Annotated in this window: 15 protein-coding genes and 1 pseudogene; 9 read left to right on the top strand and 7 right to left on the bottom strand. The window is 67.4% G+C overall.

The features are described from left to right. The first annotated feature begins 10 nt into the window (after positions 1 to 10). From ABIB45_RS17950 to ABIB45_RS17935, 4 genes and pseudogenes are all read left to right on the top strand, one after another. Entirely contained in the window at positions 11 to 919 is a 909-nt protein-coding gene (locus ABIB45_RS17950; RefSeq protein WP_354217205.1) for an NAD(P)-dependent oxidoreductase, read from the top strand. A gap of 42 nt (positions 920 to 961) precedes the next feature. Beyond that, a pseudogene (locus ABIB45_RS17945) lies at positions 962 to 2,507 on the top strand (aldehyde dehydrogenase family protein). Between the two features lie 41 nt (positions 2,508 to 2,548). After that, positions 2,549 to 3,775 (top strand): amidohydrolase, encoded by a 1,227-nt coding sequence (locus ABIB45_RS17940; protein ID WP_354217204.1) that lies wholly within the window; start codon positions 2,549 to 2,551, stop codon positions 3,773 to 3,775. Continuing rightward, positions 3,772 to 5,154: a DUF3100 domain-containing protein gene (locus ABIB45_RS17935; RefSeq protein ID WP_354217203.1), complete on the top strand. Its 1,383-nt coding sequence runs from the start codon at positions 3,772 to 3,774 to the stop codon at positions 5,152 to 5,154. Before ABIB45_RS17940 ends, ABIB45_RS17935 begins: the two co-directional genes overlap by 4 nt. 120 nt (positions 5,155 to 5,274) lie before the next feature. Here ABIB45_RS17935 and ABIB45_RS17930 read toward each other — a convergent pair whose 3' ends face one another. Then, positions 5,275 to 5,616 (bottom strand): GntR family transcriptional regulator, encoded by a 342-nt coding sequence (locus tag ABIB45_RS17930; RefSeq protein ID WP_354217202.1) that lies wholly within the window; start codon positions 5,614 to 5,616, stop codon positions 5,275 to 5,277. Positions 5,617 to 5,712: 96 nt separating this feature from the next. Here ABIB45_RS17930 and ABIB45_RS17925 point away from each other — a divergent pair, with 96 nt between their 5' ends. Beyond that, positions 5,713 to 6,945, top strand: a complete 1,233-nt coding sequence (locus tag ABIB45_RS17925; protein ID WP_354217201.1) for an amidohydrolase family protein — start codon at positions 5,713 to 5,715, stop codon at positions 6,943 to 6,945. Between the two features lie 198 nt (positions 6,946 to 7,143). After that, positions 7,144 to 9,018, top strand: a complete 1,875-nt coding sequence (locus ABIB45_RS17920) for a Na+/H+ antiporter (protein WP_354217200.1) — start codon at positions 7,144 to 7,146, stop codon at positions 9,016 to 9,018. Positions 9,019 to 9,101: 83 nt separating this feature from the next. Here the strand turns inward: ABIB45_RS17920 and ABIB45_RS17915 are convergent, their stop codons facing one another. The 4 genes from ABIB45_RS17915 to ABIB45_RS17900 form a co-directional block, all read right to left on the bottom strand. Then, positions 9,102 to 9,245 carry an SDR family oxidoreductase gene (locus ABIB45_RS17915; RefSeq protein ID WP_354217199.1) on the bottom strand — a complete coding sequence of 48 codons (144 nt, stop codon included), beginning with the start codon at positions 9,243 to 9,245 and terminating at the stop codon, positions 9,102 to 9,104. Continuing rightward, on the bottom strand, positions 9,242 to 9,433 hold the full coding sequence (locus ABIB45_RS17910; protein ID WP_354217198.1) for a hypothetical protein: 192 nt from the start codon (positions 9,431 to 9,433) through the stop codon (positions 9,242 to 9,244). Before ABIB45_RS17910 ends, ABIB45_RS17915 begins: the two co-directional genes overlap by 4 nt. 63 nt (positions 9,434 to 9,496) lie before the next feature. Next, positions 9,497 to 11,500: a vWA domain-containing protein gene (locus ABIB45_RS17905; protein WP_354217197.1), complete on the bottom strand. Its 2,004-nt coding sequence runs from the start codon at positions 11,498 to 11,500 to the stop codon at positions 9,497 to 9,499. A gap of 14 nt (positions 11,501 to 11,514) precedes the next feature. Next, positions 11,515 to 12,903 carry a sigma 54-interacting transcriptional regulator gene (locus tag ABIB45_RS17900; RefSeq protein WP_354217196.1) on the bottom strand — a complete coding sequence of 463 codons (1,389 nt, stop codon included), beginning with the start codon at positions 12,901 to 12,903 and terminating at the stop codon, positions 11,515 to 11,517. Positions 12,904 to 12,992: 89 nt separating this feature from the next. Here ABIB45_RS17900 and ABIB45_RS17895 point away from each other — a divergent pair, with 89 nt between their 5' ends. Further along, positions 12,993 to 13,676: a histidine phosphatase family protein gene (locus ABIB45_RS17895; protein ID WP_354217195.1), complete on the top strand. Its 684-nt coding sequence runs from the start codon at positions 12,993 to 12,995 to the stop codon at positions 13,674 to 13,676. Between the two features lie 13 nt (positions 13,677 to 13,689). Continuing rightward, positions 13,690 to 14,391 carry an SCO1664 family protein gene (locus ABIB45_RS17890; RefSeq protein ID WP_354217194.1) on the top strand — a complete coding sequence of 234 codons (702 nt, stop codon included), beginning with the start codon at positions 13,690 to 13,692 and terminating at the stop codon, positions 14,389 to 14,391. Positions 14,392 to 14,466: 75 nt separating this feature from the next. On the opposite strand, the gene ABIB45_RS17885 is transcribed toward ABIB45_RS17890, so the two are convergent. Then, a complete protein-coding gene (locus ABIB45_RS17885; RefSeq protein ID WP_354217193.1) occupies positions 14,467 to 15,291 on the bottom strand; it encodes a glycoside hydrolase family 25 domain-containing protein in 825 nt (274 codons plus the stop codon). Positions 15,292 to 15,355: 64 nt separating this feature from the next. Beyond that, positions 15,356 to 15,586: a phosphotransferase gene (locus ABIB45_RS17880; RefSeq protein ID WP_354217192.1), complete on the bottom strand. Its 231-nt coding sequence runs from the start codon at positions 15,584 to 15,586 to the stop codon at positions 15,356 to 15,358. Positions 15,587 to 16,047: 461 nt separating this feature from the next. On the opposite strand from ABIB45_RS17880, the gene ABIB45_RS17875 reads away from it, so the two are divergent. Beyond that, positions 16,048 to 16,323: a cupin domain-containing protein gene (locus ABIB45_RS17875; RefSeq protein ID WP_354217191.1), complete on the top strand. Its 276-nt coding sequence runs from the start codon at positions 16,048 to 16,050 to the stop codon at positions 16,321 to 16,323. Positions 16,324 to 16,382 lie beyond the last annotated feature (59 nt).

The raw sequence follows: 16,382 nt of genomic DNA, 5'->3' as shown, positions 1-16,382 counted from the left end.
GGAGCAGTTCATGAACACCACCACCGACCGCCGCATCGCCGTGATCGGCCTCGGCGCCATGGGCGGAGCGATGGCCGCCACCCTCCACCAAGCTGGCTGGCACGTCACGGGCTTCGACCCTTCCGAGGCCGCCCGCGCTGCCGCTTCCGAAGCAGGAATCGCCACCACGGCCAACCTCGCGGATGTCGCCGGAACGCCATACGTGGTCCTGTCCCTGCCGGCGGCCAGTATCGTGGCAACCACAGTGCCGCAACTCCTTGCCGCACCGGGAACCATCGCAATCATCGACACCACCACGTCCGAACCGGCCACCAGCAAGTACATGGCCAGCCTCGCGGAAGCACAGGGGGCAGCCTTCGTGGACGCCCCGGTCTCCGGCGGACGCGACGGAGCCGCATCCGGATCCCTGAGCGCGTTCGTGGGTGCAACCCACGCAGCACTGGCCGCGGCCGAGCCCGTCCTGCTCGCCCTCACCGGCGGTAAGTACAGCCACATCGGCGGCGCCGGGAGCGGCAACGTGGTCAAGCTCCTGAACAATGTCCTGGCAGCGGCCAACCTGGTTTCCGTGGGAGAGGCCCTCGGGGTCGCCAACGCCTATGGCATCGATCCTGCCAAAGCGGCCGCCAGTATCAGCGAAGCGTCCGGCGGTAGCAAAGTCTCCGCGAACATGTACCCCAACTGGGTCCTCAACGGTACGCACGATTCGGGCTTCTCACTAGGCCTGATGGCACGCGATGCCGCCCTCGCCGTGGAGGTCGCCGCGCAGATCGGCGAAAAACCGGCGCTGCTCACCGCCGTCGCTGGCCAGTGGCAGGCGGCTCTGGCCGCCCTCGGCCCGCGTGCCGACTTCACCGAAATCGCCAGGACCGTTGCCCCGGCCATCACCCCCGCCGGCGCCCCCCGTACCGCCATCGCCTGAGCAACCACTCCCCCAGCCCCCCAGCCTCAAAGGACCACCACATTGAGCATCACCACAGCACCCACCTCCTCCTCGACGGCCACCGCCCGAGCCGTCCTGGACGCAGCCTTCCCCGCCGGCCTCGGCGCCTTCCTTGACGGCAGCACCGTCACCGGCAGCGGCGAGAGCATCACGCTCACCGCAGCCGCCACCGGCGAACCCTTCGCCACCTACGCCGACCCCGGCGCCGAGGGTGCCAACGCCGTGCTGGAAAGCTCGACGGCGGGCGCGGCGGTTTGGGCCGCACTGAACGGTTTCGAACGGGCGGCCATCCTCCGCAACGTCAGCCGCGTTGTCGAAGCGCATGGCGAAGAACTCGCCATCCTTGAATCGGCCACCACCGGAAAGCCCATCCGTGATGCCCGAGTCGAAGCTGCCAAGGTGGCCGAGATGTTCGGCTACTACGCCGGCTGGGCGGACAAGCTGACCGGGCAGACCATTCCGGTCCCCGGGCCGTGGCACACGTACACCGAGCGCGTCCCCTGGGGTGTCGTCGTCGCCATCACCCTGGAACGCTCCCTTGTTCACGGCGGGCTGGAACTCCGCCGGACCTCTGGCCGCAGGCAACGCCGTAATCATCAAACCCAGCGAATTCACACCGGCCTCCCCAGTCCGGCTGGCCCAACTGGCCCACGAAGCCGGACTGCCGGCAGGCGTCTTCAACGTCGCGGCGGGACTGGGCCAGACCGTGGGCGCCACCCTCACCACCGACAGGCGCGTCGGCAAAGTCAGCTTCATCGGCTCCGTCCCCACCGGACGTCGGGTGGCCGTCGCGGCCGCGCAGGCCGGGATCCCTGCCCTGCTGGAGCTCGGCGGAAAAAGCGCCAACATCGTGTTCGCCGACGCCGACTTGGACCGTGCCGCCGACGGCGCCGTCTCGGCGATCTTCTCCGGCGCCGGCCAGTCCTGCGTCGCCGGGTCACGGCTCCTGGTGGAGCGCAGCGTCCACGCACAGGTCGTCGAAATGGTCGCCGCGAAAGCCGCACGGCTACGCGTCGGCGACCCTCTGAGCGTGGACACCGAGGTGGGCCCCATCATCACGGCCCAGCAGTTCGCCACCGTCAACTCCCTCATCGCAGCCGGAATTCACGACGGCGGCCGCCGGGTCACGGGGGCCACGCTTCCGGCAGCGCTGGCCGGGTCCGCGCTGGCCGGCGGACACTGGGTCATGCCCACCCTGCTCGACGGAGTGACGCCGGCGAACCGCCTCGAAACGACCGAGGTTTTCGGCCCCGTGGTGGGCGCGGACGCGTTCGATACGGAGGCTGAAGCCATCGCCCGGGCGAACAACACCAACTTCGGCCTGGCCGGTGCGGTGTGGACCTCGGATATTTCCCGAGCGCACCACATTGGCCGCGAAGTGAAGGCCGGAACGTTCTGGATCAACTCCTACAAGACCATCCACGTGGCAGTCCCGTTCGGCGGCTTCGGCGGTTCAGGCCACGGCCGTTCCTCCGGCCCCGGCGTCCTGGACGAATACACCCAGACGAAGGCCATCTGGGTGCCCACCCGCGCGGCAGGATCCCCCTTCCCGTCGCTATCCTTCTAATGCGTCCTCCTCATGCGCCCAACTGAAGCAGGCAGGTACCTATGGAACAGACAGACACAACCTCCGCGATGGCGACCCTCCGCGCCGCCCTCGCAGACGGCGTCGAAAAGTGGAAGCCCCGGGTGCAGGCCCTGGCGCGGGAAATCCACGCCCACAAGGAGATCTCGTTCGAGGAGGTCCGCTCGGCCGAGGCCATCGCGGCGCTGCTGGAAGAGGGCGGTTTCGCGGTGGAACGCGGCACCTGTGGCCTGCCCACGGCGTTCGCCGCGAGCGCCGGCAGCGGTGAACTGACCGTCGCGCTGTGCGTGGAATACGACGCACTCCCGGACATCGGCCATGCGTGCGGGCACAACCTGATCGCCGGCGCCTCCGTCGCCGCGGCGCTGGCCCTGCAACCCTACGTGGACCAGCTGGGCATCACGCTGAAGGCCATCGGAACGCCCGCCGAGGAGCACGGCGGCGGCAAGGTGCTCATGCTGGAACAGGGGGCGTTCGACGGCGTCGGGCTGGCTTTGATGGTCCATCCCGTTCAGGACGGCCTGACGTACAACCCGGCGGGGACCAGCGCCCAGGCCGTGGGCCGGTACAAGGCGACGTTCACGGGGAAGGCCGCCCACGCGGCAGCGGCCCCGCACCAGGCCGTGAACGCCGCGGACGCCGCCGTGCTGAGCCAGGTGGCCGTTGGCCTGCTGCGCCAGCAGATCCCCGGCGACCACCGCATCGCTCTGTATGTTGCGGAGGCCGGGCACGTCACCAACATCATCCCGGACCGGGCGGTGGTCCAGTTCGAATGTCGGGCCTTCACCCTACCGGAATACGAGGCACTGCTCGAGCGGGTCCGCCGCTGCTTCGAAGGAGCCGCTCTGGCCACCGGAACCACACTGGCCATCGAGGCAACGGAACCGCTCTATGAACCGCTGTTACAGGACAACGCCCTGGCTGCGCACTGGACTGCGGCGATGGACGCGTTCGGCAAGGACACCTCGCCCTCGGCCGGCCTCGGCGGCGGGTCCACCGACATGGGCAACATCTCCCAGGTCATCCCGTCCCTGCATCCCTGGCTCAGCATTCCCGGGGCCAACGTGCCCATCCACTCGCACGCGTTCGCCGCGCTGGCCGACACCCCCGAGGCGTACGGCGTGATGTTCGAGGCAGCCACCGCGCTGGCCTGGACCGTCGCCGCCGCACCCTCATCCCCCACCGAACGGGAACGCTTCACCAGAGCGGCATACCGCCGTCGTACTTTCACTCAGGAAGGCACATCATGAGTACCAGCACCACAACTCCGCGGATAGACAAAGCTGGTGCCCGGCTGACGCTTCCCGTAGCCGCGCTGGCGTTTGTCATTGCGCTGGCCGTGCAGTTCATCGGCCAGACCAAGATTGACCTCGGAATCGGCACAATCGTCATTTTCCCCATGGTCTGGGGTCTCATCCTGGGACTTTTGGTCTCCATCCAGAAGCTCAAGCCCTTGGGACTGGACCTGCAGCGGATCGCCGCCGCCCTCGTGGGTGTGGCCGTGCTGCTGCTGGTGGCCAGGCTGGCGTTCAACATCGGGCCCAGCCTCCCCAGCCTGCTCCGTGCCGGCCCGGCCCTGCTGCTGCAGGAAGTTGGGCACCTGCTGGGCACCATCGCGCTGGCCCTCCCCCTGGCCGTCCTGCTCCGGATGGGCAAGGCAACGGTGGGCGCCACGTTCTCCCTGGACCGGGAACCGTCCTTCGCCATGGTCTCTGAAAAGTACGGACCCGACTCGGACGAGTACCGCGGCGTGCTGGCCATGTACGTCTTCGGAACGCTGTTCGGCGCCGTGTACATCACGCTGCTCACCTCGCTCGTGGCCAACTGGAAGATTTTCGATCCGCTGGCCCTGGCGATGGGCGCCGGCGTGGGATCCGGATCCATGATGGCGGCGTCCTCGGCCAGCATCATCGCGGCCTACCCCGGGGACCAGGAAGCCATCCTCGGCATGGCCGCGGTGTCCAACCTGATCACCACTATCCTCGGCGTGTACGTGGGGATCTACATCGCGCTGCCGCTTGCGGACCGTTTCTACAAGCTCCTCACGCGCAGGCAGACCCGCGAAGCCGCTGCGGTTACAGCCGGGGCACCCGGGGCACCCGCCGAACGTGGACTGGCCGACATCGAGCGGGAAGAGGCCCAAGCCGAAGAAAACCGGCGGTTCCGCGAGCGGGTGGCCGAATCCTCCGCAGCCGTCAAGCTCCCGCTGTGGCTTTCCCTGCCGGTCCTGACGGTCCTGGGCATCGGCACGGCGTCGGTGGCGGCCAAGGGCTTCAGCCTGACGATCGTCGCCGGGTACGGAATCATGCTGGCCCTGGTCCTGGTGAGCGTTGCCCTGGCGAAGGCTACCAAGAAGATCTCGGCGATCGTCTACATCACCACGATCGGTGCCTACATCTCCAGCCCGTGGTTCTTCGGGGCGGAGGCGCTGACAACGGTCATCAAAACGGTCGACTTCCTGTCCATCGCCACGGTCATGCTGACGCTCGCGGGCCTGTCTTTGGGAAAGGACATCCCCTTGCTGAAGAACATCGGCTGGAAAATCATCCCGGTGGGCCTGGTGGCCATCACCGCGTCATTCCTGCTCTCCACTGTGATCGCGGAGTTCGCATTGGGGCTCTGGCACTAGGACGGAGTTTTCGCGTCGCCGTTTGCGGCAGCAGTGAACGGACGACGGCGGGACCTCCCGCCGTCGTCCGCTTGCGTTAGAGGCCGTTCCCAAGGCGCCAGGCACAAAGCAGCGTCAACTTTACGGACGGTCAGCTTTCGGCAGGCGCCCGGCCAGTTTTTGGAGCGACGGTTCCCGGCCCAGCTCCACATGTGCGAAGGCCAGCGCCGCCGCCAAGTCCGGCTTGCCGTCATAGATGGCTTGGCACAGGCTCAGGTGCTCCGCGCACTGAGCCTGGGGGTCACGATGCCCGGTCAAGGTGAAGAGCCACTGCATCCTGCCCATGATCGCCCTGATCGGCATGTCGCTCGGCAGTGACGTCAAGGCTCTGCGCTTACTGAGCTGGAAGATCGCATCGTCGCCCTGATGACGTTCACGGCGAGCTTCGTCGCCGCAGCAGTCATCGCGCAGGTTGCCTTCCACTTCTAGTACGTGGTGCGGTAGGGGGCGGGGCTCCGGTCCCGCGGGATCGGGGCCTTCCCGGCCTGTCATTCACAGCCCAGCCGAAAGGAATGAACAATGCTCATTACCAACGTCCGCCCCTGGGGCGGGGACGCCGTAGACCTCGAGGTTCGCGAGGGGTGGATAGCGGCCGTTCACCCCGCCGGGACCACCGTCGTAGTCGCAGACGCCGCCGGTGGGGCAGTCGACGGACGGGGCCGGATCGCCATGCCCGCGTTCACCGACGTACACGTCCACCTCGACTCGACCCGAATCGGGCTGCCGTTCCGGGAACACACAGCCTCGCCCGGTGTGTGGAACATGATGCGCAACGACCGGGAAAACTGGCGCGACACCCCCATCCCCTACAGAGATGTCGTAGCGGGAACGCTGGAACGAATGATTGCGCGGGGCACCACTCGCGTCCGTTCCTACGCCCAGATCGACGTGGACTGCAAGCTTGAGCGCTTCGAGGCAGTCATGGCCGCGAAGCAGCACTTCGCCCACGCCGCCGACGTAGAAGTCATGGCTTTCCCCCAGGCAGGCCTCCTGCTCGAGGACGGCACCGTCCCGCTTCTCGAGGAGGCGCTCCGCGCGGGGGCGACGACGATCGGCGGCATTGATCCCTGCCAGCTGGACCGAGACCCTGTCCGCCATCTGGACATCGTCTTCGGTCTGGCTGAGAAGTACGGCGTCGATGTCGACATTCACCTGCACGAGCCTGGCCATCTGGGGGTCTTCAGCGCTGAACTTGTCTTCGAACGCACCCGCGCCCTGGGTATGGAGGGACGCGTCTCGCTGTCCCACGCTTACGATCTAGCCAATGTCCACCCCGACGTGACCGCCCGGCTCGTGGAGCAGATGGCGGAGCTCGACGTTGCCTGGGCGACGGTCGCCCCGGCAAGCGGCGGCACGCAATTCGACGTCGCCCGGATGACCGAGGCGGGGATCCGTGTCGGTTTGGGCGAGGACGGGCAGAGGGACTACTGGAGCCCATACGGCAATTGCGACATGCTCGACCGCACTTGGCAGTTGGCCTTCACACACCGGCTGCGCAAGGACCGGCTGATCGAGCACTGTGCTGCGATCGCCACCATTGGAGGCGCGTCCATTATGGACAGTACCGTCCAGCGCCTCACCAGTCCCGACGACCGGCCGGGCCTGGCTCCCGGAGATCGGGCCGACATCGTCCTGGTTGACGGCGAAACCATCACGAGCACCGTCATGGACCGCGGCACCGACCGCACCGTCATCCACGATGGCAGGCTCGTCGCGGACAGCCTGGTCGTTCTTCCGAACCCGGCCTCGTAGGCAGCCCGCCGCGCTCCATGGCGTCCCGGATCTGTCCGTCGAGCTTGGCCAAGGCACTTGTAACTTTCGGCCGGTCCAGCAGTGGTTCGATCTGTCCCGGCGGGGCCGGGAGCCGGAAGTCGCGGGTACAGACGCCAGCTACAGAAAATACCTGGTTGGCCCAGGCACGCTTTTCTTTCAGCCTGAGACAATGTCCCAATGGAGATCGCGCTCGGGCTTCTGGTTCTCGTCGCGGTGGTCTGCGCCGGCAGCGCCCTGGGCCGGAAGCTCAATATTTCGGTTCCGCTGCTGCTGGTGCTGGCCGGTCTGGCCGGCTCCTTCCTCCCCTTCGTTCCGCACATTGAGCTGAACCCTGAAGTGGTGCTCGTGGGCTTGTTGCCTCCGCTGCTCTACGCCGCAGCACTGCGGACTTCCCTTTTCGATTTCCGTTCAAACCGCCGCGCCATCGGGCTGCTCTCGGTGGGTTATGTCATCGTCGGCACCCTCGCAGTGGGCTTCGTGGTCTGGTGGTTGTTCCCGGAGATTCCGCTGGCCGCGGCGATCGCCCTCGGCGCTGTGGTGGCGCCGCCGGATGCGGTGGCGGCGACCGCCATCGCCCGGAAGGTGCGGATGCCGCGCAGGATCGTCACCATCCTGGAGGGTGAATCCCTGGTCAACGACGCCACCGCACTGATCTGCCTCCGCACGGCCATCGCCGCCATTTCGGGCTCAGTGTCCGTGGCAGGGGTCGCCGGGGATTTCCTGCTCGCGGCCGGCGGCGGGGTGGTGGTGGGCCTGGCCGCCGCCTACATGCTGACCGCGCTTCGCAAGCGGATCCGGAACGTCGCCATTAACACCTCGACGTCGTTGATCGCCCCGCTCGTCGCCTACCTTCCTGCGGAGGCGATCCACGCCTCCGGTGTCCTCGCCGTCGTCGTCACCGGATTGGTGATGGGCACCAAGGCGCCCTCCATGCCCAACGGCGCCGCCCGCCTGAGCCAGCGCAGCAACTGGAACACGGTGCAATTCCTGCTCGAAAACGCAGTGTTCCTGCTGATCGGGCTGCAGGTGCGGACCATCATCGACGGCGTCCAGGACGATTCCCTGGGCGCCGGCCGGATCTGGGCCGGCTGCGCTCTGATCCTGCTGGCGGTGCTGCTGCTCCGGCCGGTGTGGGTGTTCCCGGCAACGTACCTGCCGCGCCTGGTTCCGTCCGTGCAGCGGAATGACCCGGCGCCGCCCTGGCAATACGCGGCCATCGTCTCCTGGGCCGGGATGAGAGGGGTGGTCACCCTCGCCGCGGTACTGGTGCTGCCCGCGGAGCTGGAACACCGTTCGGTGCTGATCCTGGCGGCCCTGGTGGTGGTAGGCGGGACGCTGACCCTGCAGGGGTTCACGCTTCCGGCGCTGGTCCGCGTCCTACGGATCCAGGGCCCGGACCAGCGCGAGGACGCCCTCAACCAGGCCTCGCTGATGCAGCTGGCCACCGCTGCCGGCGTGGCCCGCCTGCAGGAACTGCGCACGGATGACGATCCACCGGAAGTCGTGGCCATGCTGAAACGGCGCACCCAGGAGCGCGGGCTCGCTGCCTGGGAACGGCTGGGCCGGCCGTCGGCGGAAACAGCCACCCCCAGCGAGCGCTACGCCCGGCTGCGGCTGGCGATGCTGGAAGCCGAGCGGGCCAAGGTGCTGGAGCTCAGGCGTGGCGGCGAGTATGCCCAGGAAGTCCTCAGCGATGTCCTGGACCGGCTGGACGTTGAGGAATCCATGCTGGACATGGCCTTGGACGAGGTGGACACTTCCGGCGAGGGCGGCGGGGAAGGGCTCGCAAGGCCCGGCGGAGTGTGCGGGCACCTTGAGTCGGCCCGGCACAAGCAGGTGCCCGGCGACCCATTCTGCGCCACCTGCCGTGAGGAAGGAACGACGACGGTCCACCTGCGGATGTGCCTGGCGTGCGGCAAAGTAGGCTGCTGCGACTCCTCCCCCGGAACCCACGCCTCGAAGCATTTCGAAGCGACCGGGCACCCGGTCATGCGGAGCATCGAGCCGGGCGAAGACTGGCGCTGGTGCTACCAGGACGACCTGCTGGGCTGAAACGGTGACCCTGTTCGCACCGAAAGTGGCATTCCAAGCTTGTTTCTCTGAACTAACGCGCAGCGTGCACAGTGCCGATCGGGTTACACGGTCAGTCCGCCGGAGACGGACAGCGCTTGGCCGGTGATGTACCCGGCATCCTCGGAGGCAAGGAAGAGAACGGCCGAGGCCACCTCTGCCGCCGACCCCAGCCGCCTCTTGGGAATCGCCCTGACCGTGGCATTCATGACTTTGCCTGTGAGCCCTCCGTGGCCAGCATGTCCTGAAGCAGCGGGGTGTCCGTGGGGCCGGGGCAGACCACATTTGCAGTGATGTCCAGTTGGGCATCTTCGCGGCCAATCAGCAGCGACCGGATGGAGTCCGTGCCACAGGATGTCCCGGGCTTCCGAGCAGATCCAGCACGCTTTTTGGGCACTGTGCATCTTGGCGATCGAGGCCATCGTGCCGGTCCAGGTCCCCGCTTTGGCTGGCTGAAGGTCTATTCAGCCCAGTCGGCGTCGCCGTAGGCGCGGCCGCGGAAGTGGGCGCGGAGGTATTCCCCCACCACGGCGGCCCCGAGGTCCCCGGCTTCCGGCGCCACCACACGGCCGTCGATCCGGCGGGCCATCCGCTGGACGAAGCGTTCCAGGCCCGGATCGTCGCCGAGACGGAAGAATGTGGACTGCGCGCCGGCCCGTCCCACCCGGTCCAGTTCCTCAACTGTCCTGCGGATGGTCTGCGGGTCCGGCGGCCAGGAGAACGCCGATTCGCCGTCGGGCAGCAGGTGGGCGGTGGGTTCGCCGTCGGTGACCACCAGGAGGACCGGCTGCATGGTCGGGTGCTTGCGGAAGAAGCGGCCGGCCAGCAGTAAACCGTGGTGCAGGTTGGTACCCTGCTCACGGAAGGCCGGCAAGGCGGTGAGCTCGCCGATGTCCATGGTCTGGGCGTAGCGGCCGAACGTGATGAGCTGGAGCCGGTCGCCACGGAACCTGGTGGAGACCAGGTGGTGCAGCGCGAGCGCGGTGCGTTTCATGGGCACCCAGCGCCCCTCCGCCGCCATCGAGAAGGACACGTCCACCAGCAGGGCGACGGCGGCCTGCGTGCGCTCCTCGGTCTCCGTCACTTCGATGTCTTCCATGGCCAGCCTGACGCCGCGGCCCGGGTCGCCGCCGTCGGCAATGGTCCGGCGGATCGAGTTGGTGATGGTCCGGGTCACGTCCCACGGCGCGGCATCCCCGAACTCCCACGGGCGGCTGGAACCGGTCTGCTCCCCCGCCGCGCCCGCAAGCCGGGTCTCCCGTCGGCCCTGCCTGCCGGACAGTTGCTTGGCGGCGTCACGCAGCAGTGACCTGCCGAGGCGCCGCATGGCCTGCGGTGACAACCGCAGGTCCCCGTCGTCCCCGCGCCGGAGGTAGCCACCGTCGTGCATTGCCTTTTCGATCTCCGCGAGGGTGCGGGCGGTAACGGCGGCGTCCTGTCCGAGCTGGCGGGCCAGGGCGTCGAGATCAACGTCGTCCAGGTGCGAGCCGTCGTAGTCCTGGGAGAGCTGCTCGGCCAGGTCGTCCAGTTCGGCGAGATTCTGAAGGACGCCCGTGCCGTCGCCCAGTCCCATCCCTTCCTGGCCTTCGAAGCGTTCGGACCCGGTCCAGTCCTCGCCGGGGCGCAAGGCCTGGAGCGTCTCGTCCAGCTGGCCCAGCTGGGCCATCAGCTCGGGTGAGCCGAACGCCTGCGCGGAGAGCTGCATGAGTTCTGCGCGCTGCTCCGGGGACATGGACTGCAGGAGCCGCTGGGCTGCGGCCGCCCGCTTGGCCAGCGCGTCCACCAATTCCTCCACGGACTGCGGGTTTTCCGGAAAGTGCTGGCCGTGGCGGGCCATGAACTCCTGGAAGTCGTCCTCCGTGTCCACCCCGCGCCGGTGCTTGTCCAGGAGCCCGTTGAGGTCGCGCAGCATTTCGCTGACGGCCGCCCGGTCCTCCTCGGTGGCGCTTTCCAGCGCCTGCTTCATGCCGGCGAACCGCTGGTCCAGGACTTCGCGGCCCAGCAGGTCCTTGATCCGCTCGTACGTCTCCTTCGCGGTGCTGGACTGCCAGTCGTAGGAGGCGAGTTCGTTGACGGCGGCGGCGGTGGACTTGGGCAGGTTCTGCAGCTGCATCTCCCGGAACGCGCGGTCGGTGTTGTCCATCATGGCGTCGCGGGCCAGTTGTTTGCGTTCCTCCAGCACCGCGGCGTCCAGCAGCTTCTTGACCTCGTTGAGGGTGCCGTCCAGGTTATGCCGGTCCAGGAGGTCCTCGCGGCGCTGCCGGATCCGGCCGGCGAGGTCGTCCAGACCTTCCTGGCTGTGGCCGCCGCGCCGCAGGAACTCCTGGAGCGCGCGCCGGGGCGAGTAGCCGGCCATGACGTCCTCGGCGACGGCGTCCAGCACCTCCGCGAGGTCCACCGGCGGCGCCAGCGGGTCCGGTCCGCCGGTGTAGCGGCCGTATCTGGACCGGTTGTGAAGGCTCATGGCACTTCCTGTCGCTAGCCGTAGATGGTGGCCTCGTCGTCGGACTCCTTGGAAATCCGGCGGCCGAGGTAAAGCCCTTCGAGCGCGAGTTCGACGGCGGCGGCACGCTGGCCGTCGTTTTCCGCACCCAGGCGTTCGCTGATGTCGTCGTAGAGGCCGGATCCGTTAAGGGACGGGAGGTTGGCCAGGAATTCCTTCGCGGTGACCAGTTCGCCGGTGGTCACCGTCGAGTGCCCGTCAAGAGCCGCCACCAGCGGGCCCATGTCCAGGCCTTTGAAGTGCTCCCGAACGGCTTCGGCGGTGGCGGTGCGCAGGAGGTGGTCCAGGATGTCCTGCTCACGGCCTTCCTCGCCGGACTCGAACTCGATCTTGCCGGTGAGGACTTCCACGGCGGCTTCCAGGTCGATGATCCGGGCCACGGCTTCGTCCTCGCCGCGCACGCTGGCCCGCCGCAGGGCAGCTGCGGCCACGGTTTCGGCGCCTGCGATGGCGAAGCGTGCGGACACGCCGGAGGTCTGGTTGATGGCCGGGGACTGGCGCAGCGCGCGGGTGTAGCGGGCCAGGATTTCCAGGATGACCGGCGGAACGCTGGCCACCAGGTGGCCTTCCTGCTCGATGACGGCCACTTCATCGTCCAGTTCGATGGGGTAGTGCGTGCGGATTTCGGCGCCGAAGCGGTCCTTCAGGGGCGTGATGATCCGGCCGCGGTTGGTGTAGTCCTCCGGGTTGGCGGAGGCCACCACCAGGACGTCCAGCGGCAGCCGCAGCACGTAGCCGCGGATCTGGATGTCGCGCTCCTCCATGACGTTCAGCATGGAGACCTGGATGCGCTCGGCGAGGTCCGGAAGTTCGTTGATGGCCACGATGCCGCGGTTGGAGCGCGGGATCAGGCCGTAGTGGATGGTTTCCGGATCGCCCAGGCGGCGGCCCTCGGCTACCCGCATGGGGTCGACGTCGCCGATCAGGTCCGCGACGGAGGTGTCCGGCGTCGCGAGTTTTTCCACATAACGTTCGGAGCGGTGGCGCCAAGCGACGCGCAGCCGGTCCCCTTCGGTGTGGGCCAGGGCGCGGGAGTACGCGGTGATGGGTTCGTAGGGGTGCTCGTTCAGTTCCGAGTCCTCGATCACCGGCGACCATTCGTCCAGCAGCCCGGCCAGGGTGCGCAGGATACGGGTCTTGCCCTGTCCGCGCTCGCCCAGCAGGACGATGTCATGCCCGGCGATCAGGGCCCGCTCGAGCTGCGGCAGCACGGTCCGGCTGAAGCCGAACAAGCCGGGCCACGGGTCGCGGCCCTCCGCCAGAGCGGCGAGGAGGTTGTCGCGGATTTCCCGGCGCAGATCCTTTGGAACGTGGCCGGAGGCACGCAGTTCACCAACAGTGAAGATTTCAGGGCGTTCGTTCACTCCTCCACGGTAGACCTGTTTCGGGCAGGAATTGGGCAATCTCAAATATTCGTGCAAGTGAAGAGACTGCGGGCCGTACGCTGGTGCTGATGACTGCAGCAGCCCAGCCGGCACCGCCGGCGTCCCCAGCAGAGTCCGCAGCGGCGCCTGCGAGCACGCTCCTGCTCTTGGTGCGCCACGGCGAAACGCCCACCACGGGCATGGTGCTGCCGGGCCGCGCCCCGGGACTGCACCTGTCCGAGCGTGGACGGGCCCAGGCCGAACAGGTGGCGGAACGGCTCGCGGGGCTTCCGATCAGCGCCCTCTACTCCTCGCCGCTGGAGCGCGCCTGCGAGACGGCGGAGCCGACGGCGGCATGCACGGGGCTTGAGGTGCACCGGGACGCCGGACTGCTGGAGTGCGACTTCGGTGACTGGACCGGATCCGCCATCGCGGACCTGAACGTCCTGCCGGAATGGCGGACGGTGCAGAACAGCCCGTCCACCTTCCGTTTCCCCAACGGTGAGAGCTTTCCGGAGATGCAGGAACGGATTGTCGGTGCGCTGGCGGCGCTGTGCGCTGCCCATGCAGGTGGCGTCGTCGTCTGCTTCTCCCATGCCGATCCCATCAAGGCGGCGGTGGCCCACTCCCTGGGCACCACGCTCGATCTTTTCCAGCGCATCATGATCAGCCCGGGCTCAGTGTCCGCCGTTTCGTTTGTCGATGGCCAGGCGGCCTCGGTGCTGATGGTGAACTCGCACTCGGAGCCGTTGAGCGGGCTGAGGCCGCAGTGAGTCGGGACGTACGGTGTCCGGCCGGGAGCTGACGCTGCTCACCGAGGGCAGCGTGGAACTGGTGGGGCAGATTGCGCGCAGCAGCAACGAGACGTTCCTGGTGCAGCTCAGCCACGGGGAAGACACCGCCCATGCGGTGTACAAACCGGAGGCCGGCGAGCGGCCGCTGTCCGACTTTGAACCCGGGCTGTACCGGCGGGAACGTGCGGCGTACCTGCTCAGCCAGTCGCTGGGATGGGGGATGGTGCCGCCCACGGTGATCCGGGAGGACGTGCCGCTGGGGGTCGGGTCGCTGCAGTGGTTCATCGACTGCGACTTCCGCGAGCACTACTTCACGCTTGCCGCCGAAGACCCGGCCACCCACCCCGATATGGCCCGGATGGCCCTGTTTGATTACATCGCCAACAACACCGACCGCAAGAGCGGGCACGTGCTGCGCGGTGGCGACGGCCGGATCTGGGGCATCGACCACGGGCTGTGCTTTTCCGCGGTCTTCAAGCTGCGCACGGTGATCTGGGACTTCGCCGGCGAGGCAATCCCCGCGGCCCTGCTGGCGGACATCGCACCCCTCGCCGATGCCGTGCCTGCCGAGGTGGCCGAGTTGCTCGACGGCGACGAGACTGCCGCCCTGAAGCGGCGGGTGCGGCGCATGCTGCAGGAGGGGACATTGCCAGTTGACCTCACCGGCAGGCGTTACCCGTGGCCGCTGGTTTAAGGGGGCCCGCTCCTCGCTGCTTGAAACCGGCGAAGTCCGCGGCGGATGCCAGCTGCCACGAAGCGCGGGCTGTGCTCAGATGCAGGAATGGTCGTAATCGAATCCGCCCGAGACGTACTGGGTGAGCGAGACTTTGCCGCCCGCGGTCAGCGGGGCGTCGGCGCATTTACGTTTCGCCAGCGCGAGTGAGCTGGCTCCGGCCAGCCAGCTGGGCAGGTTGTAAAGGTTACTTGACGGGGGCACTGCCCCGACGATCTGGGTCCACTGGGTCCTGGTGGAGTAGATGCCCGTTGGAGCCTTGATGCTCGCGAAGTAGGCCACCATGCCTTCCAGATCGGCCCTGTTAGCCAACGTGCTTGGCGACCAACTGTTGCCGGTCTCGACATCCAGCCACCAGGTGTACAAGCCGGGGTCGCTGACGCCGCGGATGTTCGCGTCGTCATACGCCTTCGCGTACCCATACATATACGAGCAGGCGGGACCGTAGACGTCCACCGTGCTGGTGCACTCGCCGTACGGGTTGGTCACTTTGGCCCCTCCGTACGTGTTGCTGGTGGGCCACCACGAGCCAGCAGCGCCCGGGTTGGCGGTATTTACGTACAGCGCGATTTTCGGCTGCCCTGTCCCGCCCGTTGACGCTCGCGCCCAGGCCAGCTGGGTGGCCAGGCAGGGGTTGGTGTTATTCGCAAGTCCGTTGTTCACGCCGACGATGCCGAAAGTCTGGTTTTTGGGCAAGGCCTGGCCACATTGGGGCCACGACACATCGTTGCCGGGACCGACGGTGGGGCCAGCTTGCGCCGGCTGCGCAACGAACATCAGTACGGCGGCCGCTGCTGCGGCCAGTGCCAAGCGGAAGCGGGACGCGGGGGACGCGGGGGACGCTGCATGGTTAGCGGACATTGTCGGACCTTCCGGTCGTATGTTGCGAACAGGAACCCAGCATGAGCGCTGCGGACGCATAGGGTCAAGGGGTGGCAAGATCCACCGCCGGATCGCCGGCACCCACATCGCCGAAATCGATCACTCCGGCCAACGAGCCGCCTGCACCCAGGAGGATGTTGCCCGGGTGAAGGTCGCCAAGGAGCATCACGGCGGGACCACCCCAGGCTTCAGCGGCGCAGGCCTGCTCCCACAACGCCGGCCTTCGGCTCGCCGGTCCGACGTCGGCTGCTGGGACCCCATGAACCCACCGCACAATGCTCCACGGATAGGGAAAGTCCGGCGTCGGCTGGCCGGCATGGACGGGGACCGGAACCGGAACCGGCGACCGGCGACCGGCGACCGGCTGGCGATTCCAGGAAGATACAGCTGCTCATGCAGGATCAGCTGTACAGCCTCGGCCCGGCGAGGCAGCCGGACCGCGAGATCGTCGCGTACCATTCAGCTGAGTATCGTCGTCAGCCATCCCGCAGTCGAGCGGGGCACGACGGCGGACCTCCCGCCGTCGTCGGTCTGAGTTGCGGAGAACTCAGTGATCCTCGGGGCTGGGACCCAGAGTTGACTGGCCAGCCCCGGCTGAGGATCATCAAAGTCTGGCTCGACCGCATTGGCGCGGTCGGCACGGCTGAGGGAGTAACCATGGCAAAGCCGGAGATTGAATTTACTGCCAGCTCGTCTGTGGCCTTTACACCATGCAAACCACACATCGATGGACTGATGGAAGCCATCCTGGCCCGCGACGACACAAACAACAGCGTCACGCGCGTCCTCAAATTCGAACCCGGCACCGACACCTCACCCCTCGGTGTGCTGAAGCACGAATTCTGGGAAGAAGTCTTCATCTTCGAAGGTTCATTGGCAGATCAGCGGCTCAACCGCACGTTCAAGGCTGGCGATTGGGCAGTGAGGCCGCCCGGGATGGAACACGGCCCCTGGATCTCCGAGCACGGCGCAAAGTTGTACGAAGTCCGGTACTACCAGAAGCGGGAATAGCCGTTGTTGAGCCGGGGCGGGGCGAAGACCGGTAGTACTGCGAGAGCGTTATCGCCGAG

Origin of the sequence: Arthrobacter sp. UYCo732 (assembly GCF_040547265.1) — a bacterium.
Lineage (GTDB): Bacteria > Actinomycetota > Actinomycetes > Actinomycetales > Micrococcaceae > Arthrobacter.
Note: the sequence above shows the minus strand (reverse complement) of the source record. Positions and strands in the feature narration are given on the sequence as shown.